The sequence below is a fragment of the Pseudomonas sp. B21_DOA genome, from assembly GCA_030544685.1.
GTDB lineage: Bacteria > Pseudomonadota > Gammaproteobacteria > Pseudomonadales > Pseudomonadaceae > Aquipseudomonas > Aquipseudomonas fluorescens_AO.
This window is the reverse complement of the sequence record CP086683.1, coordinates 1301433-1328310: the sequence shown is the minus strand read 5'-3', so window position 1 is coordinate 1328310 and position 26878 is coordinate 1301433. Positions and strand designations below refer to the sequence as shown.

Annotated in this window: 21 protein-coding genes, 1 tRNA gene and 6 pseudogenes; 20 read left to right on the top strand and 8 right to left on the bottom strand. The window is 60.4% G+C overall.

The features are described 5' to 3' along the window. Positions 1-7: 7 nt before the first annotated feature. The 5 genes and pseudogenes from gpmI to LJU32_06220 all read left to right on the top strand — a co-directional run bounded on the left by gpmI (position 8) and on the right by LJU32_06220 (position 6659). A pseudogene (gpmI, locus tag LJU32_06240) lies at positions 8-1535 on the top strand (2,3-bisphosphoglycerate-independent phosphoglycerate mutase). A 216-nt stretch (positions 1536-1751) separates the two neighbouring features. Further along, positions 1752-3033 (top strand): annotated as a pseudogene (locus LJU32_06235) (murein hydrolase activator EnvC). A gap of 31 nt (positions 3034-3064) precedes the next feature. Continuing rightward, the gene (locus tag LJU32_06230; protein WKV89902.1) at positions 3065-4384 is read left to right on the top strand and encodes a S41 family peptidase; all 1320 of its coding nucleotides are present in this window, start codon (positions 3065-3067) and stop codon (positions 4382-4384) included. Positions 4385-4386: 2 nt separating this feature from the next. Beyond that, positions 4387-5162 (top strand): annotated as a pseudogene (locus LJU32_06225) (divergent polysaccharide deacetylase family protein). A 120-nt stretch (positions 5163-5282) separates the two neighbouring features. Next, on the top strand, positions 5283-6659 hold the full coding sequence (locus LJU32_06220; GenBank protein WKV89901.1) for a Vps62-related protein: 1377 nt from the start codon (positions 5283-5285) through the stop codon (positions 6657-6659). On the opposite strand, the gene LJU32_06215 is transcribed toward LJU32_06220, so the two are convergent. The 7 genes from LJU32_06215 to LJU32_06185 all read right to left on the bottom strand — a co-directional run bounded on the left by LJU32_06215 (position 6640) and on the right by LJU32_06185 (position 12537). Beyond that, positions 6640-7395: an ABC transporter substrate-binding protein gene (locus LJU32_06215; GenBank protein WKV89900.1), complete on the bottom strand. Its 756-nt coding sequence runs from the start codon at positions 7393-7395 to the stop codon at positions 6640-6642. The two genes, LJU32_06220 and LJU32_06215, sit on opposite strands and share 20 nt — an antisense overlap. A gap of 73 nt (positions 7396-7468) precedes the next feature. Beyond that, a complete protein-coding gene (hisF, locus tag LJU32_06210; protein ID WKV89899.1) occupies positions 7469-8239 on the bottom strand; it encodes an imidazole glycerol phosphate synthase subunit HisF in 771 nt (256 codons plus the stop codon). Between the two features lie 107 nt (positions 8240-8346). Next, on the bottom strand, positions 8347-9087 hold the full coding sequence (gene hisA, locus LJU32_06205; GenBank protein ID WKV89898.1) for a 1-(5-phosphoribosyl)-5-[(5-phosphoribosylamino)methylideneamino]imidazole-4-carboxamide isomerase: 741 nt from the start codon (positions 9085-9087) through the stop codon (positions 8347-8349). A gap of 62 nt (positions 9088-9149) precedes the next feature. Further along, positions 9150-9449, bottom strand: coding sequence for a DUF2164 domain-containing protein (locus LJU32_06200; protein WKV89897.1), 300 nt, complete (start codon positions 9447-9449; stop codon positions 9150-9152). Further along, positions 9450-10088 (bottom strand): imidazole glycerol phosphate synthase subunit HisH, encoded by a 639-nt coding sequence (gene hisH / locus LJU32_06195; GenBank protein WKV89896.1) that lies wholly within the window; start codon positions 10086-10088, stop codon positions 9450-9452. It abuts the gene before it with no gap. Then, positions 10088-10681: an imidazoleglycerol-phosphate dehydratase HisB gene (gene hisB / locus LJU32_06190; GenBank protein WKV89895.1), complete on the bottom strand. Its 594-nt coding sequence runs from the start codon at positions 10679-10681 to the stop codon at positions 10088-10090. The genes hisH and hisB overlap by 1 nt, the downstream gene beginning before the upstream one ends. Before the next feature lie 191 nt (positions 10682-10872). After that, entirely contained in the window at positions 10873-12537 is a 1665-nt protein-coding gene (locus tag LJU32_06185) for an OFA family MFS transporter (protein ID WKV89894.1), read from the bottom strand. A gap of 231 nt (positions 12538-12768) precedes the next feature. Here LJU32_06185 and LJU32_06180 point away from each other — a divergent pair. The 10 genes and pseudogenes from LJU32_06180 to LJU32_06135 all read left to right on the top strand — a co-directional run bounded on the left by LJU32_06180 (position 12769) and on the right by LJU32_06135 (position 20403). Beyond that, positions 12769-12984, top strand: a pseudogene (locus LJU32_06180) (PanM family protein). A gap of 78 nt (positions 12985-13062) precedes the next feature. Then, positions 13063-15279, top strand: coding sequence for an AsmA family protein (locus LJU32_06175; GenBank protein WKV89893.1), 2217 nt, complete (start codon positions 13063-13065; stop codon positions 15277-15279). Further along, positions 15276-16343 carry an A/G-specific adenine glycosylase gene (gene mutY / locus LJU32_06170; GenBank protein ID WKV89892.1) on the top strand — a complete coding sequence of 356 codons (1068 nt, stop codon included), beginning with the start codon at positions 15276-15278 and terminating at the stop codon, positions 16341-16343. The genes LJU32_06175 and mutY overlap by 4 nt, the downstream gene beginning before the upstream one ends. Continuing rightward, a complete protein-coding gene (locus LJU32_06165) occupies positions 16340-16612 on the top strand; it encodes an oxidative damage protection protein (GenBank protein WKV89891.1) in 273 nt (90 codons plus the stop codon). The genes mutY and LJU32_06165 overlap by 4 nt, the downstream gene beginning before the upstream one ends. A gap of 91 nt (positions 16613-16703) precedes the next feature. After that, positions 16704-16779, top strand: a tRNA-Phe gene (locus tag LJU32_06160). Positions 16780-16934: 155 nt separating this feature from the next. Further along, positions 16935-17219, top strand: coding sequence for a hypothetical protein (locus LJU32_06155; protein WKV89890.1), 285 nt, complete (start codon positions 16935-16937; stop codon positions 17217-17219). Between the two features lie 183 nt (positions 17220-17402). Continuing rightward, complete coding sequence (locus tag LJU32_06150; GenBank protein WKV91049.1) at positions 17403-18461, top strand: PDDEXK nuclease domain-containing protein; 1059 nt, start codon at positions 17403-17405, stop codon at positions 18459-18461. 91 nt (positions 18462-18552) lie between these two features. Further along, positions 18553-19501: pseudogene (locus tag LJU32_06145) on the top strand (alpha/beta fold hydrolase). Between the two features lie 29 nt (positions 19502-19530). Continuing rightward, positions 19531-19944, top strand: coding sequence for a hypothetical protein (locus LJU32_06140; protein WKV89889.1), 414 nt, complete (start codon positions 19531-19533; stop codon positions 19942-19944). 6 nt (positions 19945-19950) lie between these two features. Continuing rightward, positions 19951-20403: a hypothetical protein gene (locus tag LJU32_06135; GenBank protein WKV89888.1), complete on the top strand. Its 453-nt coding sequence runs from the start codon at positions 19951-19953 to the stop codon at positions 20401-20403. A 71-nt stretch (positions 20404-20474) separates the two neighbouring features. On the opposite strand, the gene gabP is transcribed toward LJU32_06135, so the two are convergent. Continuing rightward, the gene (gene gabP / locus LJU32_06130; GenBank protein WKV89887.1) at positions 20475-21866 is read right to left on the bottom strand and encodes a GABA permease; all 1392 of its coding nucleotides are present in this window, start codon (positions 21864-21866) and stop codon (positions 20475-20477) included. 542 nt (positions 21867-22408) lie between these two features. On the opposite strand from gabP, the gene LJU32_06125 reads away from it, so the two are divergent. The 5 genes and pseudogenes from LJU32_06125 (at position 22409) to LJU32_06105 (ending at position 26621) form a co-directional block, all read left to right on the top strand. Next, positions 22409-23182, top strand: a complete 774-nt coding sequence (locus tag LJU32_06125) for an ABC transporter ATP-binding protein (GenBank protein ID WKV89886.1) — start codon at positions 22409-22411, stop codon at positions 23180-23182. A gap of 13 nt (positions 23183-23195) precedes the next feature. Beyond that, entirely contained in the window at positions 23196-23948 is a 753-nt protein-coding gene (locus tag LJU32_06120) for an ABC transporter substrate-binding protein (protein ID WKV89885.1), read from the top strand. Positions 23949-24024: 76 nt separating this feature from the next. Next, positions 24025-24720 carry an ABC transporter permease gene (locus tag LJU32_06115; GenBank protein ID WKV89884.1) on the top strand — a complete coding sequence of 232 codons (696 nt, stop codon included), beginning with the start codon at positions 24025-24027 and terminating at the stop codon, positions 24718-24720. Continuing rightward, positions 24717-25406, top strand: a complete 690-nt coding sequence (locus LJU32_06110; GenBank protein ID WKV89883.1) for an ABC transporter permease — start codon at positions 24717-24719, stop codon at positions 25404-25406. The genes LJU32_06115 and LJU32_06110 overlap by 4 nt, the downstream gene beginning before the upstream one ends. Beyond that, positions 25387-26621, top strand: a pseudogene (locus tag LJU32_06105) (SAM-dependent methyltransferase). The gene LJU32_06110 and the pseudogene LJU32_06105 overlap by 20 nt, the downstream one beginning before the upstream one ends. The last annotated feature ends 257 nt before the right edge of the window (positions 26622-26878 follow it).

Below are 26878 nucleotides of genomic sequence, written 5' to 3'. Positions count from 1 at the left end.
GGATTCCATGACGACTACGCCCAAACCTTTGGTCCTGATGATTCTCGACGGCTTCGGTCACAGCGACAGCCCCGAATCCAATGCCGTGTTCGCGGCGAAGAAACCTGTGCTGGATCGTCTGTGGGCCACGGTGCCGAACGGCTTGATTTCGGGCAGCGGCATGGACGTCGGCCTGCCGGACGGGCAGATGGGCAACTCCGAAGTCGGCCATATGAACCTTGGCGCCGGGCGCGTGGTGTATCAGGACTTCACCCGCGTGACCAAAGCGATCCGCGACGGCGAGTTTTTCGAAAACCCGACCATCTGCGCCGCTGTCGATAAAGCCGTGGCCGCCGGCAAAGCCGTGCACTTTATGGGGCTGCTGTCCGATGGCGGCGTGCACAGCCACCAGGATCACCTGATCGCCATGGCCGAACTGGCCTTCAAGCGCGGCGCCGAAAAATCTACCTGCACGCCTTCCTCGATGGCCGCGACACGCCGCCGAAAAGCGCTGCTTCGTCGATCGAACTGCTCGACGCGACTTTCCAGGCACTCGGCAAGGGCCGCATCGCCAGCATCATCGGCCGCTACTTCGCCATGGACCGTGACAACCGCTGGGATCGCGTCGCCCAGGCCTACAACCTGATCGTCGACGGCAATGGCGAATTCAACGCCGCCACCGCTCAGGAAGGTCTTGAAGCTGCCTACGCCCGGGGCGAAAGCGACGAATTCGTCAAAGCCACTTCTATCGGCGAGCCGGTGAAAGTCGAGGACGGCGATGCTGTGGTGTTCATGAACTTCCGTGCCGACCGCGCTCGCGAGCTGACCCGGGTGTTCGTCGAAGACGATTTCAAGGAATTCGCGCGCGCCCGCCAGCCAAAACTGGCCGGTTTCGTCATGCTGACCCAGTACGCCGCAAGCATTCCGGCACCGTCGGCCTCGCCGCCGGCAGCCTGGAAAACGTCCTCGGTGATTACCTGGCGAAAAACGGCAAGACCCAGCTGCGCATCGCTGAAACCGAGAAATATGCCCACGTGACCTTCTTCTTCTCCGGCGGTCGCGAAGAACCGTTCCCGGGCGAAGAGCGCATCCTCATCCCGTCGCCGAAAGTCGCTACCTATGACTTGCAGCCGGAAATGAGCGCCCCGGAAGTCACTGACCGCATCGTCGACGCCATCGAAAACCAGCGCTACGACGTGATCGTGGTCAACTACGCCAACGGCGACATGGTCGGCCATAGCGGCGTATTCGACGCGGCGGTGAAGGCGGTCGAGTGCCTGGACACCTGCGTCGGTCGCATCGTCGAGGCGCTGGACAAGGTCGGTGGCGAAGCGCTGATAACGGCCGACCACGGCAACGTCGAGCAAATGGCCGACGAATCCACCGGTCAGGCGCATACCGCGCACACCACCGAGCCGGTGCCGTTCATCTACGTCGGCAAACGCGACCTGAAAGTGCGCGAAGGCGGCGTGCTGGCGGACGTGGCACCGACCATGCTGATGCTGCTGGGCCTGGAAAAACCGGCGGAGATGACTGGCACTTCGATCCTCGTATAAACACTGATAATCCCTGTGGGAGCGAGCCTGCTCGCGAATACGGTGGATCAGTCGACAGCGATGTCGCCTGACACACCGCTTTCGCGAGCAAGCCCGCTCCCACATTGGTTTTGCGGTGTTTTTCTGTCCAGTTATCACACAGCCCCAATTGGGCGTTTTTTTGCAGCCTCGGGCGGGCATACTAGGCCGTCCCTTACCCTGGTGCCGCCCGCCCCTATGCTTCGCGTCCTGATTGCCCTTGCTCTGACCTGTCTGCTCCAGCCGGCCTTCGCCGACGAGCGCGCGCAAACCCAACAGCAGTTGGAGGCCACGCGCCAGGATATCGCCGAGCTGAAAAAACTCTTGGGCAAGCTGCAGGAAGAAAAGTCCGGCGTGCAGAAAGAGCTCAAGGGCACCGAAACCGAGATGGGCAAGCTGCAGAAGCAGGTCGACGCGCTGCAGAAAGAATTGCAGAAAAGCGAATCCGAGCTGCAGCGGCTCGATGCAGAGAAAAAACTCCAGAGCGCGCGCACTGAACAGCAGCGACTGATCGCCATTCAGGCCCGTGCGGCTTACCAGAACGGTCGCCAGGAATACCTCAAGCTGCTGCTCAATCAACAGAACCCCGAGAAATTTGCCCGCACTCTCACCTATTACGACTACCTGAGCCAGGCCCGCCTGGAGCAGTTGAAGAACTTCAACGAAACCCTGCGCCAACTGGCCAATGTCGAAAAAGACATTGGCCTGCAGCAGGCGCAGTTGCTGGTGCAGAAAAGCGACCTCGACACTCAGCGCGAAGCACTCGAGAAGGTCCGCAAAGAACGCCAGCAGGTTCTCGCCAAGCTAAATGACGACGTGAAAGCCCGCGATCAAAAGCTGGCCGCCCGCGAGCAGGATCAGGCAGACCTGTCTAAAGTCCTTAAAACCATCGAAGAAACCCTGGCGCGCCAGGCTCGTGAGGCAGAAGAAGCGCGGCAGAAAGCGCTGATCGCCCAGCAGGAAGCGGAAAAAGCGTTTGCGTGAGGCGCAGGCTGACAACAGCGACGCCCCACGAAAACCCGCCAGATCAAGCCCCGGCGCGCTGGTATCGAGCAGCGGCGAAACCTTTGGCGGGCCTTTTGCTGCAACCCGGGGAAAACTTCCGTGGCCGGTTGATGGTCGATTACTCGCACGCTTCGGTGAAAGCCGTGGCGACGACGCCCGCACCAAGTGGGATGGTGTGATGATCAGCGCCTCCGCCGGCAGCCAGGTGCACGCCGTACACGGTGGGCGCGTGGTATTTGCCGATTGGCTGCGCGGTGCCGGGCTGCTGGTGATCCTCGATCACGGCAACGGTTTTCTGAGTCTTTACGGTCACAACCAGACGCTGCTCAAGTCGGCGGGTGATGTGGTCAAGGCTGGCGAGTCGATTTCCACTGTAGGTAACAGTGGCGGTCAGGACACGCCAGCGCTGTATTTCGCAATTCGTCAGCAGGGTCACCCGAGTGATCCGGCGCAATGGTGTCGTGCGCAAGGATAAGCGCACCATCTAATTCAGGAGTTCGTTCGACATGCTGCATTTGTCCCGCCTTACCTCGCTGGCCCTGACGATCGCTCTGGTGATCGGCGCGCCTCTGGCGTTCGCCGCGCAACCGGCCCCGACTGTCGCTCCGGCAGGCACTGCCGCGACCGCCAAGGCGCCGCTGCCGCTGGAAGAGCTGCGCACCTTCGCCGAGGTCATGGACCGGATCAAAGCCGCGTACGTCGAGCCTGTGGACGATAAGACCCTGCTGGAAAACGCGATCAAGGGCATGCTCAGCAACCTCGATCCGCATTCGGCCTACCTCGGCCCGGAAGACTTTACCGAACTGCAGGAAAGCACCAGCGGTGAGTTCGGCGGCCTGGGCATCGAAGTCGGCGCCGAAGACGGCTTCATCAAGGTTGTCTCACCGATCGACGACACCCCGGCCTCGAAGGCTGGCATCCAGGCCGGCGACTTCATCGTCAAGATCAACGGCCAGCCAACCCGCGGCCAGACCATGACCGAAGCCGTCGACAAGATGCGCGGCAAGATCGGCCAGAAAATCACCCTGACCCTGGTTCGCGATGGTGGCACGCCATTCGACGTGACCCTGGCCCGTGCAGTGATTCAGGTCAAGAGCGTCAAAGCGCAGCTGCTCGAATCGGGCTACGGCTATATCCGTATCACCCAGTTCCAGGTCAAGACCGGCGAAGAAGTCTCCAAGGCGCTGGCCAAGCTGCGCAAGGACAACGGCAAGAAGCTCAACGGCATCATTCTCGACCTGCGCAACAACCCGGGTGGCGTGCTGCAATCGGCGGTGGAAGTGGTCGACCATTTCATCACCAAAGGTCTGATCGTTTACACCAAGGGCCGCATTGCCAACTCCGAATTGCGCTTCTCCGCCACCGGCAAGGACGAGAGCGAAGCGGTGCCGATGGTCGTGCTGATCAACGGCGGCAGTGCCTCGGCTTCGGAAATCGTCGCCGGCGCCCTGCAGGACCAGAAACGCGCCGTGGTCATGGGCACCACCAGTTTCGGCAAGGGCTCGGTGCAGACCGTGCTGCCGCTGAACAACGACCGCGCGCTGAAGATCACCACCGCGCTGTATTTCACGCCGAACGGCCGCTCGATCCAGGCCCAGGGCATCGTGCCGGACATCGAAGTGCGCCGCGCGAAGATCACCAACGAAGCCGACAGCGAATACTTCAAGGAAGCCGATCTGCAAGGCCACTTGGGCAACGGCAACGGCGGCGCCGACAAACCGAGCGGTTCCGGCGGCAAGGCCAAAGCGATGCCGCAGGATGATGATTACCAGTTGGCCCAGGCCCTGAGCCTGCTCAAAGGCCTGAGCATCACTTCCGGCCGCTGAGGATGTTGCTGCGTTCCCTCTGCGTTCTGTTGTGCTGTCTGGCGGGTTTTGCCCAAGCAGAGCCCGCCAGCTCCACGCCGCACAAGGCCTACCTGACATTGATCATCGATGACCTGGGGCAGAACCTGCCCCGGGATCGTCGCGTGCTCGCCCTGCCCGGCCCGGTCACGGCAGCGATCATGCCTGATACCCCCACGCCACCGAGTTTGCCCGCGAAGCCCATCGCGCCGGCAAGATCGTCATCCTGCACATGCCCATGGACCCGGCCACCGGGCCTTACGCCTGGCACCCCGAGCTGCCCATCGAAGAGCTGCAGAAACGCCTGAATGCCGCGTTCGAAAAAGTACCGTTCACTGCCGGTATCAACAATCACATGGGCAGCCGCATGACCGCCCAGCCGGCGGCGATGGCGTGGTTGATGGGCGAATTGCAGCGTCGGCACAAGTTCTTTGTCGACAGCCGCACCAGCGCGCAGACCGTCGCAGCGCAGCAGGCGCAGAAAATCGACCTGGCCAGCGTTTCCCGGGACGTGTTTCTTGATGATGAGCGCACCGAAGCGGCCATTGCCACTCAGTTGCAGACCGCGATCGCCCTGGCGCACAAACAGGGTTCAGCGGTGATGATCGGCCATCCGTACCCGCAGACCCTCGCGGTGCTGGAGCGCGAATTACCCAAGCTCAAAGCGCAGGGCATCGACTGGATCGATATCCGGCAGATGATCAGCGTGCGCAGCAATCGCGCCATGGCCGGGCATGGCAAGGACGGCGTTTACCGGTAAAACCCTGTGACGCTGGCACATACATAGTTACCACCCGATAACCGTCCCCGTTTCCGATAGTGCGACCTGCAACAGGTCGCGACGCCCTCGCGCGTCGCCTTTCAACTATCAGGAATCATCATGACTATCGAAGACAATATCGCAGCGCTGCCACGGCAAATGGAACCGATCATCCAGGACAACCTGCTGATCAACTTCACCACGGAGTTCAATCGGGTCTGGAGCAGCAACGGCTCGAAAGCGAAACCCGCCACCTTCTGGCGCCCTGCCCCCGCTCCGGATGCACTGCCGGGCTATTTCTCGCTGGGCGATGTGCTGATCCCCGGCGATGCCAATATCAACGGCGAAGTAGTCGCGGCCGTGGTCTGCGAGAGGGATTTGAAAGGAGTCGAAAACGCCAGAGGCAAGGCACTGGCCCGCCCTGTCGATTTTGAACTGGTCTGGAAAGAAACCGGGGCGCCCAATGTTGCGCGCCTGTCGATCTGGCGCCCTTTGGCACCTGTCGGTTACGTCGCCTTGGGGCAAGTCTGCACCACCGATCATTGCAAACCTTCGCTCAACTCAGTGCGTTGCGTCAGGGTCGACCTCGTCGTTGCGGCGAACCTCGGCGAGTTGATCTGGAATGACAAAGGTAGCGGCGCCAAAATGAGTTTCAGTGCCTACGCCATCGAACCGCCGACTGCGGCAGCAGGCGATATCCTGTTTGCAGCGGGCACATTCGCCGGCATTCAGGGCTACAGCAAGCCTGCGGCACCTTCATCGGCGTACGCGTTGCGCATGCAGATCCCTGTGCAACTGAGCGAACCACCGCAGGCTCCGGTTCTCGGTGGCTATGCCAAGCCAGCCGAAAGCGAACCCGCCACGGTCACACATGTTGCCCGCCTGCCCTGGTTCGCGGTGAGAGATCATGCGCATCCCGGTGAACAGTTTCGCAACTCACCTTACTACGCACTCAAAAGGACCGACGAATACGTGCTCATCGGTTATGAGCGCAATGAGTCGGACGCATACCGCGCGACAAAATGGACTGCGCCGCGCGCGCAGAGCGCCGTGACGATGCGGATGTTCCATAGCTTCACCGCGATGGAAATTGTAAAAGCCTGGCCATCCGCGCCTCTGAGCGACATCCGCATGACCAGATTCTCGGCTTGCCTGCCGAAGGCCCTGACCCACACTGAAGCGTCTTCCAACGGCTGGCACGAGCTGCGACCGCAGGTCGTGATTGCCATGGTGCCAAAGCAATCAGCCGTAGCGGTCTATCAGATGCAAAGCCATTACGAACTGGTGAGGGAAGACGGTACTCAAGTGGCGGTCGATTTCGGCTATACCGACGACTCCAGCGTTCTGCTGACGCAATACCCGCCACATACCATCGAGTCAGTCGACTCGTGTCCATCGCTGAAGACGGCCATCCCCGCTGAGCCAGGCATCGACAGCACCAGCGTAGAAGCGCTGCAAGCGCCTGGTCTGGATGTGGTTACAGATAGCTCGCCATGATTTCATCGACCACGCCTTCCTTGCGCATCTGATCCAGCGCGGTCTGCAGCCTGGCGACGACGTCATCGGAAACATCCTTGTTCAGCGCCAGGTACAACTCGGCGCTGTTGAAGCGCAGCACGGTCTTCAGGCCGGTCACGCCATCCTGCCGCGCCAGATAACGGCCGGCAGGATCACCCGTGGCCCACAGATCGATCTGGCCATTGAGCAGCTTTTTAGCGTTGTCCTGATCGCGCAGCACTACTACCGGTTTGAGGCCTTGCTTGGTGAGTGTCTCGGCAATCGCATCCCCTTTGTAGGCGCCGATCTTGTATTTGCGCGCGTCGTTGAGGGTGTCAAGTGTGATCTTGCTGTCAGCCTTGGCCAGCAGGATCCAGTCATCCGGGCCGATCGGGCCGACCCATTTGAACAGTCTTTCGCGATCGGGCAGGCGCGCCATGACGAAGGCGCCGTAACCGGGATTTTCCAAGGCGAGTTTGTAGACACGCTCCCAGGGGAAACGCAGGGTCAGGCTGTAAGTGAGGCCGGCGCGCTGGAACATCTCGCGAACGATGTCAGTGGCAATGCCGTTGATGTTGTCGCCCTGGGCGAAATTCTTGCCGTTCTTCGCCATGTTGTACGGCGGGAAGTTTTCGGTAAGCAGCACCAGGTCGGTGTCGGGACCGTTTTCGGCGCGAGCATTGCTGATCAACAACAATGAGGCGCTGGCGAGAACAACAAGCAGGCGTTTGATCATGTCGGGCTACCGGAATCCATGGCGTGCCCAAGAGTGCCTTGGGCGCGCCATGCTGTCCACTGGCCTGTACGCTTTAGCGCATGACGATGCCGCGATGCGACATGTAGGCCTTGGCTTCCTGCACGGTGTATTCGCCGAAGTGGAAAATACTTGCCGCCAGCACCGCACTGGCATGGCCTTCGAGAATGCCGTCAGCCAGATGCTGCAGGTTGCCGACGCCACCGGAAGCGATCACCGGAATGCCCAGCGCGTCGCTGATGGCGCGGGTCACGCCGAGGTCAAAGCCGTTTTTCATGCCGTCCTGATCCATGCTGGTCAGCAGGATCTCGCCGGCACCGAGGCCTTCCATTTTCTTCGCCCACTCGACCGCGTCGAGGCCGGTTGGCTTGCGCCCGCCGTGGGTGAAGATTTCCCAGCGCGGGGTTTCGCCGGGGCCGGAGACTTTCTTGGCGTCGATGGCGACGACGATGCACTGCGAGCCGAAATGCTGCGCGGCTTCGCCCACGAATTCCGGGTTGAACACGGCAGCAGTGTTGATCGACACCTTGTCCGCGCCGGCATTGAGCAGGTTGCGGATGTCCTGCACGGTACGCACGCCACCGCCGACGGTCAGCGGGATGAACACCTGACTGGCCATGCGCTCGACGGTATGCAGCGTGGTGTCACGGCCATCGACGCTGGCGGTGATGTCGAGAAAGGTAATCTCGTCGGCGCCCTGCTCGTCGTAGCGACGGGCGATTTCCACCGGGTCACCGGCGTCGCGGATGTTCTCGAACTTCACACCTTTGACGACCCGGCCGTTGTCCACGTCCAGGCAAGGGATGATGCGCTTGGCTAACGCCATAAGACTTAATCTCCGATTAAGAAGCTTCAAGCTTCAAGCTGCAAGAAAGGGCGGATTGCGGTCGCGCTTCTAACTTGCAGCTCGCAGCTTGCAACTTGAAGCTGCTTTTATCTGGCCGCGTAGCCATCACATAAAGCTTGAGCCTCTGCAACATCCAAAGTGCCCTCATAGATCGCGCGGCCCGTGATCGCGCCGATGATGCCCGGTGCCTTGGCGTCGAGCAGCGACTTGATGTCACCCAGGTTATGGATGCCGCCGGAAGCGATCACCGGAATCCTGGTGGCAGCGGCCAGCGCAGCGGTGAACGGTACGTTGCAGCCCTGCATCATGCCGTCTTTGGCGATGTCGGTATAAACGATCGAGGACACGCCGTCGGCTTCGAACTGCTTGGCCAAGTCAATGACCTGCACGGTGCTGATCTCAGCCCAGCCGTCGGTGGCGACGAAACCGTCTTTCGCATCCAGACCGACAATGATCTTGCCCGGAAACGCACGGCAGGCTTCAGCAACGAACGCCGGATCTTTTACGGCTTTGGTGCCGATGATCACGTAGCTCACGCCGGCTTTGACGTAATGCTCGATGGTTTCCAGCGAACGGATGCCGCCACCGATCTGGATCGGCAGGGTCGGGTAGCGCTTGGCGATCGCGGTGACCACTTCGCCGTTGACCGGCTGGCCTTCGAAAGCGCCGTTCAGGTCGACCAGATGCAGACGACGGCAACCGCCCTCCACCCACTTGGCAGCCATGCTCACCGGGTCATCGGAGAACACCGTGGAATCTTCCATGCGGCCCTGGCGCAGACGTACGCAGGCACCGTCCTTGAGATCGATAGCGGGGATAATCAGCATGCTTTTTCCTTCGTCAAAAGAGCGGCAAGCTGCAAGCCATAGCTGCAAGCGCGCACGCGCGTCTATCTCTTGCAGCTTGCAGCTTGACGCTTGCCGCTGCTCTTAATTTTTTCGAGCGCCCACAGGTCGCTTTCGATGCTTTCAAACCGTTCCTTGAGGTGGGTCTGCACATCGAAAATCGCCCTGTTGTAATAGTGCGGAGCAATCTCACGGGTAAACAGCTCAAGAATTTCCGCCGCCTCGAACGAACCCAGATCCAGTTCGAAACGGTCTTCCATGAACCGCTGAATCTTGCGATTGGCCTCGCTCTCCTGCTCGGGAGTGAGGGTCAGAATCGGCGGTTTGGACTTCTTGACGGCCATTTACCAGCGACCGTCCCACGCAGCGAAGTTCTGCAGCAATTGCAGGCCGTGGGTATGGCTTTTCTCCGGGTGGAACTGCACGGCGAAACGCGAGCCATCGGCCAGCGCTGCGGCGAAGTCGACACCGTAATGACCGCTGCCCACCACCTGCCGCGCATTGGCGGCGGCGATGTAGTAGCTGTGCACGAAGTAGAAACGCGCCAGATCCGGGATGTCATGCCACAGCGGGTGACTGATGGTCTGCTTCACCTCGTTCCAGCCCATGTGCGGGACTTTCAGGTGCTCGCCGTCTTCGTGCAGATCCTTGCCGAAGAACTTCACCGCGCCCGGAAACAGGCCGATGCAGTCAACGCCTTCGTTCTCTTCGCTGCTGTCGAGCAAGGCTTGCATACCGACGCAGATGCCGAGGAACGGCCGATCCTGGCTGACCTCACGGACCAGCGAATCGAAGCCGAGGCGACGGATCTCCGCCATGCAATCGCGAATTGCGCCAACGCCCGGGAAGACCACGCGGTCGGCTTCGCGAATCACGTTCGCGTCGCTGGTAATCAGCACCTTGCCGGCGCCGACGTGCTCAAGCGCTTTGGCCACCGAGTGCAGGTTGCCCATGCCGTAGTCGATAACTGCAACCGTCTGCATTACAGAACGCCTTTGGTCGACGGCATTTGCCCGGCCATGCGTTCGTCCAGCTCGACGGCCATGCGCAGCGCGCGGCCGAAAGCCTTGAACACGGTTTCGATCTGGTGGTGAGTGTTGGTGCCGCGCAGGTTGTCGATGTGCACGCTGACCAGCGCGTGGTTGACGAAGCCCTGGAAAAACTCCTGGAACAGGTCAACGTCGAAACCGCCGACGGTGGCACGGGTGTACGGCACGTGCATCTGCAGGCCCGGGCGACCGGAGAAATCGATGACCACACGCGACAGTGCTTCATCGAGCGGCACGTAGGCATGGCCGTAGCGACGGATGCCTTTCTTGTCGCCGATGGCTTTGGCAAAGGCCTGGCCGAGGGTGATACCGACGTCTTCCACCGTATGGTGGTCGTCGATATGCAGATCGCCCTTGCATTCGATATCCAGATCGATCAACCCGTGACGGGCGATCTGATCCAGCATGTGCTCAAGAAAAGGTACACCGATATCGAATCGGGCCTTTCCGGTGCCATCAAGGTTGATCGAGGCTTTGATCTGGGTTTCCAGAGTGTCGCGCTCGACAGACGCCTTACGTTCGGCCATCACCAGCTCCGCAAAATCATTGGGCGAAAAAGGCAGCCATTATAGGCACGCAGGAGGCAAACAGAAACACGAGAGGTGAGATGCCTGACGGATAGAACGCCCGGCTGTCGCGGGTAGACATGTCCATACAAGCGAGAAGGGATGATGATCGCTCCCACGCAGAGCGTGGGAACGATCAAATGTAAATGACCTTAGTGAAACAGTACCGCCGTCTTCTGCAGGGTCACCCACACACCCCACGCCAACGGAATACCCACCACCAGCCAGGCAGCGATCGCCAGAGGCTTGGTGCCCGGCGCCGCTTTCCACTCCAGAACGGTGCTGGCATCGGCACCCTTGTCGTGGCCCAGCGCCTGTTCGGCAGCCAGTTCGGCGTCGGTCATGAAGTACTTGTCGGCCACCGGGCGCACCATCAGGTTGCACAGGAAGCCCAGCACCAGCAGGCCGGCGAGGATGTACAGAGTGATGTCGTAAGCAGCAGCGCGTTCAACGCCGATGCTCAACTGATATTCACGCAGGTAGTTGACCAGCACCGGACCGAGCACGCCGGCAGCAGCCCAGGCAGTCAGCAGACGACCGTGGATCGCGCCAACCATCTGCGTACCGAACAGGTCGGCCAGATACGCCGGAACGGTGGCGAAACCACCGCCGTACATCGACAGGATGATGCAGAACGCCGCCACGAACAGCGCAACGTTGCCCAGATGGCCCATGTTCGGAATCAGCGCGTACAGGGCAAAACCCAGCGCGAAGAACACGAAGTAGGTGTTCTTGCGGCCCAGATAGTCCGAGAACGAGGCCCAGAAGAAGCGGCCACCGATGTTGAACAGGCTCAGCAGACCAGTGAAGCCAGCTGCGATCGCCGCGATCGAGGCCAGTTGGCCAGCGTCGAGTTGACCGAACGGCACATCGACGCCCAGCAGTTTGCCGCCGAACACTTCCTGCAACAGTGGCGAAGCCATGCCGAGGATACCGATACCCGCCGACACGTTCAGGCACAGCACCAGCCATACCAGACGGAATTGCGGAGTTTTCCACGCTACATTCACGTGAACGTGACGGTTAGTGATCATCGCGTTGGAAGCTTTCTTCGCCGGAGCGGTCCAGCCTTCAGGTTTCCAGCCGGTTGGCGGCACGCGGTAGGACAGTGCGCCACCGATCATGAACACGAAGTAGATGGCTGCCATGGCCACGAAGCTCTGCCATACGCCCACGCCTTCTGGCGAAGCGAAGTGGCTCATCAGTGCCGTCGCCAATGGTGCGCCGACCATCGCGCCGCCACCGAAGCCCATGATCGCCATGCCGGTCGCCATACCGCGCTTGTCCGGGAACCACTTGATCAGGGTCGACACCGGCGAGATATAGCCCAGGCCCAGACCGATACCGCCGATCACGCCGGAGCCGATCCACATCAGCCAGATCTGGTGGGTATAGATACCCAGCGCGGAAATCAGCAGACCGCCACACCAGCACAAGGCCGATACAACGCCAGCCTTGCGTGGACCGGCGTGTTCCAGCCAGCCGCCCCAGATCGCTGCCGAGCAGCCGAGGAAGATGAAGAACAGCGTGTAGATCCAGCCGAGCATGGAGATCGGCCAGTCGCAGTTCGACGAAAATACCTGTGCGATGAAGCTCATGTCCGGCGCGCAAGCCACCGGCGCGGTAACGCCGAGTGCCTTGGACAGCGGCAACCAGAACACCGAGAAGCCGTAGGCCATGCCGATGCACAGGTGAATGGCCAAAGCGGCCGGTGGAACCAGCCAGCGGTTGAAACCGGGCTTGGCGATGATGCGTTCCTTGGACAGGAACGCAGGCTGGTCGGCTTTGAGGCCGTCCGCCGTGATGCTCGTGCTCATTGTGTATCCCCCAATTGTTAGTATGGTTCGCCAGCCACTGCTCACCCTCGGCCTTATGCACGCAGGCATGACCGTTTTTTCAGGTGAAGCTCCTTGAAGGCGCGACGTTAAGTCGCAGACGGGCGGACGAACTGGCGAAGGTTACCATTCTCAGGTGACAGAAAAACCAAACTGATATCACCTTTTTTCAAGTCATCTGTTCTCGTACGACTCGGGAAGCCGCGAACCCCGCGTCTGCAAAGGCACCACGACGTTTGCTACTTGTCCCATTTGTGCGTGCGAAAAATTACCTGTCGCGTTGGAATGGCTGAACCGCCGGTGAACCAAGCGCAGAAAATGGCATCGCAAACGGGGGCCGAATTGCGCTTTCTGGTGCCCGCCGGGCATCCTCAAGCGCAGGGACCAATAGCAAAGTTGCAGGTACCGTTACCGACCCTCGGCGGATGACGCCACACCGAACCGGGTGCTCGCAGCGCTATACTCCCCGGCCATATGACCAATTCGACTAACTACAAGGACTCGCCCATGAAAGCGTTCGGCAAAATCCTGGGTCTGGTACTTCTCGGGCTGTTGCTGATCATTGTGGCGGCAGGCTTTGCCCTGACGCACCTCTTCGATCCCAACGACTACAAAGACGAGATCCGCCAGATAGCCCGCGACAAGGCCCACATCGAGCTGACGCTCAATGGCGATATCGGCTGGAGCCTGTTCCCGTGGCTCGGCCTGGAATTGCACGAAGCCAGCGTCGCCACCCTGGCCAAACCTGCCGAACCGTTTGCCGACTTGCAGATGCTCGGCCTGTCCGTGCGCGTGCTGCCGTTGTTGCGCCGCGAAGTGCAGATGAGCGACGTGCGCGTCGAAGGCCTCAACCTGCGCCTGAACCGTGACAAGAACGGCCACGGCAACTGGGAAGACATCGGCAAGGTGCCTGTGGCGCCGGGCTCGACTCCACCGGCCACAGCGGGCGCGACCGCCAGCGAGCCGACCGTCGCCGTGGAAAAACCGGCACAGCCGATCCGCCTCGACATCGACAGCCTGACCGTCAACAACGCCCGCGTTGAATACACCGATGAGCTGACCGGCAAGCAGTTCAGCGCCGAAAGCATTCAACTGAGCACCGGCCCGGTACACGATTCGACCAATATCCCGGTGAAAGCCACCGCGTTCCTCGGCACCAATCAACCGGTGCTGCGCGTGCGCACCGAGCTCAACGGCGAGCTGCGCTTCGAGCGCGCCCTGCAACGCTACAAGTTCGAGGATCTGAAGCTGACCGGTGAACTCGCTGGTGATCCGCTGCAAGGCAAGACCATGACCTTCTCCGCTCAGGGCCAGTTATTGCTGGACAAGGCAGCGAACGTCGCCGAATGGACCGGCATCAAGATTTCCGCCAACCAGTTGCGCGCCCTGGGCGAGCTGAAAGCCAACGACCTCGACAAGACGCCACAGATCAGCGGCGGCATTTCCATTGCCCAGTTCGATCTGGCGAAATTCGTCGACAGCATCGGTCAGACACTGCCGGCGATGGGCGAAGGCAGCCTGAGCAAGGTCGAACTGGTCAGCCGCGTTGCGGCCACCCCAACCAGCCTGTCGTTCGACAACATCAACCTGAAACTCGATGACAGCAGCTTCAGCGGCCGCATCGCCGTCGAGGACTTCGCCAAACAGTCGCTGCGCGCGATTCTCAAGGCCGACACGTTCAACGTCGACCGCTACCTGCCACCGAAATCGGCTCAGGCCAATAGCGCGACGCAGACGCGTCAGGCCGAAGTCGCCAGCACTGAGGCCGGTGCCGTCGCAGGCACCACGCCGCTGCCGGACAAACCGAGCAAGACCGCCTGGAGCACCGAGCGTCTGCTGCCGGTCGAACGCCTGGCCAAACTCGACGTGGACGCCGACCTGACCTTTGGCCAACTGACCCTCGACAGACTGCCGATCCAGAACGCCGCGCTCAAAGCCACCGGCCAGGGTGGCCTGCTGACGCTGACTAACCTGAGCGGCGATCTGTACAACGGCGGCTTCGTCGCCAACGGCACTCTCGACGTGCGCCCGAGCGCGCCGGTGTTGAACCTGCAGACCCGGCTCAATCGCGTCCCGGCGGAAAAAATCATCGAAAGCCAAGGCAAGAATCCGCCGGTCAAAGGTCTGGTCACGCTGACCAGCAGCCTCACCGGTAGCGGCAACAGCCAGCAGGCGCTGATCGATACGCTGAACGGCAACGCCAGTTTCGTCATCAACAATGGCGTGCTGCTCAACGCCAACCTTGAACAGCAATTGTGCAAAGGCATCGCCACCCTCAATCGCAAGTCCCTGAGCGGCGAGCCACGGGGCAAGGACACGCCGTTCGAGGAGCTCAAGGGCAACCTGACCGTACACAACGGCGTCGCCAGCAACCCGGACCTGAAAGTGCGCATTCCCGGCATGACCGTCAACGGTGACGGCGACATCGACCTGCGCGTTTTGGGTATGGATTACCGCGTCGGCATCATCGTCGAGGGCGACACCAGCGCCATGCCCGACCCGGCCTGTCAGGTCGGCGAGAAGTTCGTCGGCATCGAGTGGCCGCTGCGCTGCCGTGGCCCGCTGGAACTGGGCGCCAAGGCCTGCCGCATCGACAATGACCGTCTCGGTCAGGTCGCCAGCAAGATGGCCGGCAACAAGCTCAGCGAGAAAATCGACGAAAAACTGGGCGACAAAGTCAGCCCGGAACTGAAAAACGCATTGAAGGGGCTGTTCAAGCGATGACAGCGGAGCAGTTTTCCACGGCGGTGCTGGAGTGGTTCGACCGACATGGCCGCCACGATTTGCCGTGGCAGCAGGACATCAATCCGTACCGGGTCTGGGTATCCGAGATCATGTTGCAGCAGACTCAGGTCAGCACCGTGCTCAATTACTTCGAGCGCTTCATGGCAGCCCTGCCGACGGTCGAAGCGCTGGCCGCAGCGCCGGAAGACGAGGTGCTGCACCTGTGGACCGGGCTGGGTTATTACACTCGCGCTCGCAATCTGCAGAAGACCGCGAAGATCGTCGTCAGCCAGTACGCTGGCGAATTCCCGCGTGACGTGGAAAAACTCACCGAGCTGCCAGGCATCGGCCTGTCCACCGCCGGCGCGATTGCCAGCATCAGCATGGGCCTGCGCGCGCCGATCCTCGACGGCAACGTCAAACGCGTGCTCGCGCGCTTCACCGCGCAAGAGGGCTATCCCGGCGAACCGAAGGTCGCCAAGCAGCTATGGGCCAACGCCGAGCGCTTCACCCCGCACGATCGGGTCAACGCCTACACCCAGGCGATGATGGATCTCGGCGCCACACTCTGCACGCGCAGCAAGCCGAGCTGCCTGCTGTGTCCGCTCAAGCGTGGCTGTGAAGCGCACATGCTTGGCCTGGAAACCCGCTACCCGATTCCCAAGCCACGCAAAGCCATCCCGCAGAAACGCACGCTGATGCCAATGCTCGCCAACGGCGAAGGTGCGATTCTGCTTTACCGCCGCCCGTCGACGGGACTGTGGGGCGGTTTGTGGAGCCTGCCGGAACTGGATGATCTGGAAGACCTGCAGCATCTGGCCGATCAGCACTCGCTGACCATGGGCCAGCAGCAGGCGCTGCCGAGCCTCGTCCATACGTTCAGCCATTTCCAGTTGTCCATCGAACCGTGGCTGGTTCAGGTGCAAGAAGCCAGCCATCACGTGGCCGAGGCCGACTGGCTCTGGTATAACCTCGCCACCCCGCCGCGCCTGGGCCTTGCTGCCCCGGTCAAGACCTTGCTCGAACGCGCGGCCGCCGTCTTGAATGCAGGAGAATCGCCATGACCCGCACCGTAATGTGCCGCAAGTACAAAGAAGAACTGCCCGCGCTGGAACGCGCCCCGTTCCCGGGTGCCAAGGGCCAGGATATTTTCGATCACGTCTCGGCGAAGGCCTGGGCCGACTGGCAGAAACACCAGACCCTGCTGATCAACGAAAAGCGCCTGAACATGATGAACGCCGAAGATCGCAAATATCTGCAGGGCGAAATGGACAAGTACTTCTCCGGCGAGGAATACGCCAAGGCCGAAGGCTACGTGCCGCCAGCCGAATAACCCGTATATTTCGTAAGCGACGGAATTAATTTAAGAAATTTTCAAAAAGTCGTTGACGTAAATCCGAAAAACCCTTTTAATGCGCCCCGTTGCCCAGATAGCTCAGTCGGTAGAGCAGGGGATTGAAAATCCCCGTGTCGGCGGTTCGATTCCGTCTCTGGGCACCAAATACCGAAAACCCTGAATCGCAAGATTCAGGGTTTTTTTATGTCCGGGATTTGATGAACACTGCTTACCCCTTACGGAAAAGGGCCATCACTCGATGAATCAGAAACGAACCCGCGTCCCCCTGCCCCATCCCCCGCCGTATCGGCAAAGCCGCTTGAGTTATTGGCTGACCGTGCTCGCCGGCGTGCTGACTGCCATTGCCGTCTGCCTTTCAATCTACATGCTGATCGAAAGCTGGATCAGCGGCTCCATTACCACCAACAATCGTGGGCCGCGCAGCACCTACACCTTGGCACTGCAACCTCGGCGATACTGGTTCGAGTTCGTTTGGCAGAGCTTCTGGACCTCGTTCATGTTGGCCATCGGTGTGTTTGGGCTGTGGGTTTATCGCAAAGGGCGAGGTCGTGAGCAGAGGCCGAAGGGCAAGCGCTCGCGATGATGCGATTGACTGGGCAAAAGTACGACATAGACTACGGACATTTACCCCGTTACGCGCCTTCCGGCGGCAGTGTCCTGCAACGCCAATCCCGCCTTTCCTTCCGAACTCGCAGGTTCGCCCGACATACCTGCGTCGCCATTCCCGGCATGCTTGCGCCTCTGTTTCCAGAATGCGGAAGACCCGCTGAGCCAGCTAAAACCTGCTGAAACCCAAGACCCGAAAATCGATTCACTGCTGGGCGAACTGGGCGACCTGATTCGCCAGGCGCGGCAAAAAGTGCTACGCGCGGTCGACACGATCCAAGTGCAGACCTGTTGGCAAATCGGCCGGCATATCGTCGAATTCGAACAAAAAGGCGCTCAGCGTGCGGGTTACGGAAAACAACTGATTGCCCTGTTGGCAAAGGATCTGACCGGGCAGTTCGGGAAAGGGTTCGACGAAACCAACTTGTGGAAGATGCGCCTGTTTTATCAAAAATTTTCAATTCGAGACGCACTGCGTCCCGAATTGAGCTGGACCCACTACCGCCGCCTGCTACGCGTCGAAAGCGAGAAAGCGCGCCTGTGGTACATGAACGAATGCGCCGACCTCAACTGGTCAAGCCGTGCCCTTGATCGTCAGATCCTGACGCTCTACTACGAGCGCCCGCTCATGAGCCAGGACAAAACCGAGGTGGTCGAGGAAGCGACCACCAACATCAATGCGATGAAATGCAATCCACGGGAATTCATTCGCGATCCGGTCATGCTCGAATTCCTCGGCCTGCCCTCGGCGGGCAAAGTCAGGGAAAGCGGCCTCGAACAAGCCCTGATCGACCACTTGCAAAGCTTTCTGCTTGAACTGGGCAAAGGCTTCTCCTTTGTCGCTCGGCAACAACGCATCAGCACTGACGGCGTTGATCTCTACATCGATCTGGTGTTCTACAACTATTTGCTCAAGTGCTTCGTGATCATCGACCTCAAACGCGGCAAACTCAGCGCCCGCGATGTCGGGCAGATGGACATGTACGTGCGCATGTACGACGAGCTCAAGCGCAGCGAGGGCGACAAGCCGACTGTCGGCATCATTCTGAGCGCCGAGAGCAACGACTCGGTTGCGCGTTATTCGATGCTCAAGGGCAATGAGCAACTGTTCGCCAGCAGTTACAAAACGATATTGCCGAGCGAAGAAGAGTTACGCGCCGAACTGAACCGCGAACAGGCGCTGATTGAAGAACGCCTGCTCACCCAATCCCCTGAATAAACCGGCTGGATTGTTCTCGAACCACGCTGAGACTATCGTTGGCAACTAACCACCGAGGTCAAGCGCCATGGGCAGTCAGCCCCCATTTGAGTTGGAAGACGCAGAGTTGAGCCAACCAGTTTCGACTGCAGCTGAAGACACGTCCTTCAAGGAAACTGCCGACGACGGCTACGCACTCGGCGGCTTCACCTGGCGCCATAGTTCGCACGATCCACAGCGCTCGGTGGTCATCATCAACGCCGCCACCTCCGTGCGCTGTCGCCATTACTCAAGGTTCGCAGCCTATCTGTTCAGTCACGGCTTCGACGTGATGACCTACGACTACCGGGGCATTGGCGAATCACGCCGCGAATCGATCAAAGGGCTACGTGCCTCGTGGACCGACTGGGGCGCGCTGGATTTCGAAGCGATGCTCAAACGGGCGCAGCGGGAGTTTCCCGGTCAGCCAATCGATGTAGTCGCCCATAGTTTCGGCGGCTGCGCGGCAGGCCTGGCAGCGTCGGGCACGGTCATACGACGGCTGGTTACCGTCGGTGCGCAGTTCGCTTACTGGCGCGATTACGCCCCCGAGCAGCGCTGGCGGATGTTCGGCAAGTGGCATGTGGTCATGCCTTTGATGGCGCTGCTCTGCGGCTATTTTCCAGGCAAACGGCTAGGTTGGCTGGAGGACACGCCAACCGGCGTGGTCCGCGACTGGAGCATGCCCACCGCACGTTACGAGCAACGCCCAAGCGGTCGCGCGCTGATGAAAAAACAGGCGCCCTGCCCTTCGCCGACGTCCGCGCGCAGACCCTCGCAATCAGCCTCGCCGATGATCCTTACGGCACAATCCCTGCGATCGAACGCCTGCTCGGCTACTTCAGCAACGCGACAAAAACTCACCTGCGCATCGCGCCGCAGGACATCGGCGAACAACAAGTCGGACATTTCGGCTTTTTCGCAGCGCATACCAAGCCACACTATGGCCCATCGCTCTGACCTGGCTGCAGAACGGCGCGCTGGCCCCCGACACACCCGGCCGGCAAGTCCCGCGCAGTTGAGCCCTTCTCCACGCACGACGGAACACTCCATGGCCTCCGCCAACAAGCAGCAAAAACGCGCCACCCGAGCCAAAGCCAAGGCCAAGCAGAACCGCACCAAACGCGCCGAAGCGCCGGTCGAGCTGGACCCGAACGATGACCGCATCGATTTCGAATCGGTGGACCTGACCGAACTGTTCAAGAAAATGATCGACGCCGAGAAGATAAGCCAGCAAGCCATGTGCAGCGCGTTCCTCGAAGACCCGCTGCTGGAACTGGTGTACGAGCAGGAAGGCGAAGAAGGCGCGATGGATTTCATCCTCGCCGCGCTGATCGAGTATCGCCAGTGGTCGCAGGAAACCGACGAGGCTGGCGCACTGGCGTGGATCGAATCCCCGGCATTCCAAGCTGACTATGTAGCGGCATCCGACGCGATCGCGGCACAAACCCAAGAGAAGAACTGAGCTCCCATGGCATCCCTGAACAAGCAACAGAAACGCGCCAAACGCGCCAAGGCCAAAGCCAAGCAGATCCGCATGGTCGGGCGCAAACCGCTGGATCAGGACGAAGACCTCGGCCACCTCGCCGAGCCGATTCCGGAATACACCCTGGCGATGTTCCGCAAAATGCGCGACGCCGAAGCCGTCAGCCGCGACGAAATGCTGCTGACCCTGCTGCGCGAACTGGCCTTCATCATCGTCGACCATCCTGAACTGCTCGACATGGAAAACGCCGACAACGAAGGCATGGCCGCCACCCACCTGGCTGCCGATATGCTCATCGACTACCGCATGTGGGCCGACGGCATGACCATCGAACAAGCCCAGGCCTGGCTGAGCGAGCCGCAGTTCATTACGGATTTCGGGGTGGCGCTGGATGCTTATGGGAAGTCGGTAGACACCCAGGAAGACAAGAGCGAATAAGCCCTTCTCAGAAACCAAAACGGCCGCTAGTCATCCCTGACAGCGGCCGTTTTCACATCACGCGTTGCGACTCAGTTCAACACCACCGCACCACGCTTTTCCATCTTGCGACGACGCGACACCAGCAGACCGGCAGCCACCACCATCAGGCTCAGCAGACCGGTGGCGAGGATTTCCACGCGGTGGGCTTCCTGGAACAGCATGATGGTCAGCGCGGCGACGATGAAGATGATCACCGCCCAGGTCAGCCCCGGGAACAGCCACATGCTGAAGACAATCTTTTCGCCGCGGGCCATGCGCTGTTTACGCATGCGCAGTTGCGAGAAGGCGATCACCAGGTACACCAGCAGGGCGATGGCGCCGGAGCTGGCCAGCAGGAACTCGAACACTGCGGCCGGAGCCACATAGTTGGCGAAGGTGCAGAGGAATGCTGCGCCGGTCGACAACATCACCGCCCAGTAAGGCGTGCCGCTCTTGTTGGTGCGGGTCGACATGGCCGGAGCATCGCCGCGCTTACCGAGCGAGAACAGCATGCGCGAAGACGTGTACAGCGCCGAGTTCAGGCAGCTGGTTACCGCCACCAACACGACGATATCGACAATCATCTTGGCGTTCGGGATGCCCATGCGCTCAAGCACAGTCTGGTAGGAGCCGAGGTTGGCCAGCGTAGGATCGTTCCACGGCACCAGCGCCACCACGATGAAAATCGAAACCAGATAGAACAGACCGATCCGCCAGATCACCGAGTTGGTCGCCTTGGAGATCTGCTTGCCTGGGTCCTTCGATTCCGCCGCCGCGATGGTGACGATCTCGGTGCCCATGAACGAGAACATGGTGGTCAGGATCGCCCCCAGCACAGCGCCCATGCCATTGGGCAAGAAACCGCCACTGTCGAACAGATGCGACACACCGCTGACCTGACTGGTCGGCAGGAAGCCAAAAATCGCCGCAAGGCCGAGGCCGATGAAGCCGATGATCGCCAGCACCTTGATCAGGGCGAACCAGAACTCGAACTCGCCGTAGTTCTTCACGCTGAACAGGTTGGTCACGGTCAGCAGCAGGGTGATGACCAGCGCGAATGCCCAAATATCCACGCCCGGGAACCACGCGTGCAGGATGGTCGCAGCGGCGTTGGCTTCCAGTGGAATCACCAGTACCCAGAACCACCAGTACAACCAGCCGATGGTGAAACCGGCCCAGTGACCGATCGCGCGGTCAGCGTAAGTCGAAAACGAACCGGTGTCCGGCGAAGCCACGGCCATTTCGCCGAGCATGCGCATCACCAACACAACCAGAGTACCGGCGGCGGCGTAAGCCAGCAGCACGGCCGGGCCGGCGGCAGCAATGGCGTGGCCGGAGCCGACGAACAGACCGGCGCCGATCACACCGGCGATCGACAACATGGTCACATGACGCGGTTTGAGCCCCTGTTCGAGGCCTGTGGAGCTTGGGGTACTGCTCATAGAGACTACCTTTGCAAGGAAAGCGAGTGCATCCGGCGCGTCTGAAAATTCTTTCTCGTAAAAAGAATCCAACGGCCTGTTCCTTATTCTGCACGCAATATTTGCGCCAAAATGTTTCAGGTCCTTGAGGCCCGGGGTCTTCGGCATCCGATGCAAGTCCTTGAGTTTAATGGCTATTCGCCAGAACGTTACCCAGCGACTCACTTTCAAGACGAATCCGCGCACCAGAAACACACAGAAAAAGTGTGCGACGCACAGAAAAAGGGCGAATAAGGAACGTTCGGCCGGATAGCGCTTCCAACACCCCGTCAAAGCTGGCAACATCGCGCCTTTTTTACGCGGCACCCACGGGTTTGCACGATCAAACACCCGTTCGGTTGTTGATGGGGCGACAGTCTGCTGCGCCGATGCGACAACCCGCCACATGCCACCCGTTTACCGCTCGTAGCGCTGTTGGCTGCCATTGAAACGCTATGCTAGCTTGGCCGCCTCGCCAGGAAGGTCCGCCAACAGCAGGAGCGCAACATATATGAGGAACGCACATGGCTGAGGCCACGCCCGCGCTTGAAATCCGCAACTTGCACAAACGCTACGGACAGCTGGAGGTGCTCAAAGGCATCTCGCTGACCGCCCGCGACGGCGACGTGATCTCGATCCTCGGCTCTTCCGGTTCCGGCAAGTCCACGTTCCTGCGTTGCATCAACCTGTTGGAAAACCCGCATCAGGGCCAGATCCTGGTGGCCGGTGAAGAACTCAAGCTCAAGGCCGCGAAGAACGGCGAACTGGTCGCCGCCGACGGCAAACAGATCAATCGCCTGCGCTCGGAGATTGGTTTTGTATTTCAAAACTTTAATCTGTGGCCGCACATGAGCGTGCTCGACAACGTCATCGAGGCCCCGCGCCGCGTGCTCGGCCAGAGCAAGGCCGAGGCCATCGAAGTCGCCGAAGCGCTGCTGGCCAAGGTCGGCATCGCCGACAAGCGCCACGCCTATCCGGCGCAATTGTCCGGCGGTCAGCAACAACGCGCGGCCATCGCCCGCACATTGGCGATGCAGCCGAAGGTGATCCTGTTCGACGAACCCACCTCCGCCCTTGACCCGGAAATGGTTCAGGAAGTACTTAGTGTCATCCGCGCATTGGCCGAAGAAGGCCGCACCATGCTGCTCGTGACCCACGAAATGGGCTTCGCCCGCCAGGTCTCCAGCGAAGTGGTGTTCCTTCATCAGGGCCTTATAGAAGAGCAAGGATCGCCACAGCAGGTGTTTGATAACCCGCTTTCGGCGCGCTGCAAACAATTCATGTCCAGCAACCGCTAACGGAGCAACATGCATGCAGAATTTCAAAAAGGTCTTCCTGGCTGCCGCCGTCACCTTGGCGTTCAGCGCCGGTGCCATGGCTGAGACCCTGAAAATGGGCATCGAAGCGGCCTATCCGCCGTTCAACAACAAAGACGCCAGCGGCCAGGTAGTCGGCTTCGACAAGGAAATCGGCGACGCCCTGTGCGCGAAGATGAAAGTCGAGTGCACCGTCGTGACGTCCGACTGGGACGGCATCATCCCGGCCCTGAATGCGAAGAAGTTCGACTTCCTGATCTCCTCGCTGTCGATCACCGACGAGCGCAAGGGCGCGGTGGACTTCACCGACCCGTACTACTCGAACAAGCTGCAGTTCATCGCGCCGAAGAACGTCGACTTCAAGACCGACAAGGACTCGCTCAAGGGCAAGACCATCGGCACCCAGCGCGCAACGCTGGCCGGGACCTGGCTGGAAGACACCTACGGTGACGACATCAAGGTCAGCCTCTACGACACCCAGGAAAACGCCTACCTCGACCTGACCTCCGGTCGTGTCGACGCGATCCTCGCCGACAAGTACGCCAACTACGACTGGCTGAAAACCGACGCTGGCAAGAACTACGAGTTCAAGGGCGACCCGGTGGTGGAAAGCGACAAGATCGGCATCGCAGTGCGCAAGGGTGACAACGAACTGCGCAACAAGCTGAACGCCGCGCTGAAGGAAATCGTCGCTGACGGTACCTACAAGAAAATCAACGACAAGTACTTCCCGTTCAGCATCTATTGATCTGATCTACGGACCGGCGCCGTGCTACAGCGGCGCCGGCTTCCGACCTTGCCTGCCGCGATTTGAACAGAAATCCATGATTATCGACCTCTACGGATTCGGCCCGGCGCTTGCTGCCGGTGCGCTGATGACCGTCCAACTGGCCCTCACCGCCCTGTGCCTGGGCCTGGTGCTCGGCCTGCTCGGCGCCTTGGCCAAGACTTCCCCGTACAAGCCGCTGCAATGGCTTGGCGGCACTTATTCGACGCTGGTACGCGGCGTCCCCGAATTGCTCTGGGTGCTGTTGATCTACTTCGGTACGGTCAACCTGATGCGCACCCTCGGTGAGTACTTCGGCAACCCCGACCTGCAACTCAACGCCTTTGCCGCCGGTGTGATCGCACTGGGCCTGTGCTTCGGCGCCTACGCCACGGAAGTGTTTCGTGGCGCCCTGCTGGCCATTCCCAAAGGTCATCGTGAGGCCGGCCAGGCCCTGGGCCTGTCGAAATGGCGGATCTTCACCCGCCTGATCATGCCGCAGATGTGGCGCATCGCCCTGCCCGGGCTGGGCAATCTGTTCATGATTTTGATGAAAGATACCGCGCTTGTTTCCGTGATCGGCCTGGAAGAAATCATGCGTCACGCGCAAATCGGCGTGACCGTGTCGAAACAGCCGTTCACCTTCTATATGGTCGCGGCCGTCATGTATCTGGGCCTGACGGTACTGGCGATGACCGGCATGCACTTTCTGGAAAAACGCGCCGCTCGCGGCTTTGCGAGGAGCGCGCAATGAACTGGGAAGTCATTATCAAGTGGCTGCCGAAACTGGCGCAGGGCGCGACCCTGACGCTGGAACTGGTCGCCATTGCGGTCATCGCCGGCCTGCTGCTCGCCATTCCGCTGGGCATCGCCCGTTCTTCGAAGCGCTGGTACGTGCGCTCGCTGCCTTACGCCTACATCTTCTTTTTCCGCGGTACACCGTTACTGGTGCAGCTGTTTCTGGTCTATTACGGCCTGGCGCAGTTCGACGCGGTGCGTGAAAGCGCATTGTGGCCGTACCTGCGCGATCCGTTCTGGTGTGCAACCGTGACCATGACGCTGCATACGGCGGCGTACATCGCTGAAATCCTGCGCGGCGCGATTCAGGCAATTCCACCCGGTGAAATCGAAGCCGCCCGTGCCTTGGGCATGTCCCGGCCCAAAGCGATGTTCTACATCATCCTGCCTCGTGCAGCACGGATCGGCCTGCCGGCCTACAGCAACGAAGTGATCCTGATGCTCAAGGCCAGTGCCCTGGCCAGCACGGTGACCCTGCTGGAACTGACCGGCATGGCGCGCACGATCATCGCCCGCACTTATCTGCCGGTTGAGATCTTCTTCGCCGCGGGTGTGTTCTATCTGGTCATGGCTTACGTGCTGGTTCGCGGCTTCAAGCTGCTGGAGCGCTGGCTGCGCGTCGATGCCTGCCAAGGCCGCTGATACTTCCCACGTGCTGACGGGCGAGGCCCTACTCGCCCGCTTCCGCGCGCTGGATGCTTTTTGATCAAGCATCAGGCGCTTTGGAAACCTCGTCCGTTTACGCATCTTTCGCTTCCTTGGGAAACGTCCTACCCCGAGTTGTCTTCGTGGCTACGCGGGCGGTCACTGGGCGACGCAGAGAACGCTCATAACCAGCCTGCTGATCTTGCCGATGCGCCTGAGCCGTTCGCGTCATTGGCAAAGTTATCGGCAAAATTGAGTGCGGTCGGTTCGCTGCCGGGGCATGCGCTTGAAACCGCCGGCCACCGCTTGAATGTCGATGTGCCGGGGCGCAAATGGCAACAGATCGAGGCGTTTGCCAGCCGTTTGGCTTTTTCATCGCAGCCGACGCATTGGCTGGACTGGTGTTCGGGCAAAGGTCATCTGGGCCGGCGGTTGCTCAACGCAGGACAGCAACTGACGTGTGTCGAGTACGATCCTGCGTTGGTTGCCAGCGGTCAGGCACTGAGTCGGCGCCACCATTTGCATGCTCTGCACATCGAACAGGACGCGCTGGCGGCCGACGCATCCGCCGTGTTGAACGCTGCGCACACCCCCGTCGCGCTCCACGCTTGCGGCGATCTGCATGTCCGCTTGATGCAACTGGCCAGCGCGACCGGGTGCCAGCAGATGGCGATTGCGCCGTGTTGCTACAACCGCACCGTCCACAGCGAAAATCAGGCACTGTCCTCCAACGGCCTGCGATCTTGCCTACGGGTATCGCGGGAAGATCTGGCACTGCCGATGAGCGAAACCGTCACCGCCGGTGCACGAGTCCGACGCCAGCGCGACACGTCCATGGCGCGACGACTGGCCTTCGACTTGCTGCAACGGCAGTTGCGTGGCGTTGACGAATACTTGCCCACCCCGTCATTGCCGAGCGCCTGGCTGGATAAACCGTTCGCTGACTACTGCCGCGATCTCGCCGCTCTCAAAGACTTATCCACAACCGGCTCGACGAATTGGGAGCATTTGGAAACCGCCGGTTGGCAACGTCTGGCCGAAGCTCGCAACCTGGAATTGCTGCGCGGGCTATTCCGCCGGCCACTGGAGCTTTGGCTGAATCTGGATCGCGCGCTTTTTCTGGTCGAGCAAGGCTATGCCGTGCGTCTGGGCACATTCTGCGAAACGGCGCTGACGCCGCGTAATCTGCTGCTCTTGGCCGAGCGCGGATAACAGCCTGCCAACCTGTGGATAACTCTGTTGATGAAATTTACGCGGATCCAATATCACCGCCTGTTTCGGCCCTTGTGCTGCTCTGGTCATTTTTTGTTCACATAGATAAAAAACCGGCAAAACAGCGATTTGCATACAAAATGGAGAATGCCTGCTAAAAAACCGGACTAAGTCGGTGACCAAGGCTTCCCGTTGTGCATAAGCCGCCAATCAAACGGCATAACCGCCGAATACCGGGCATCCAAAGTGAATAATTG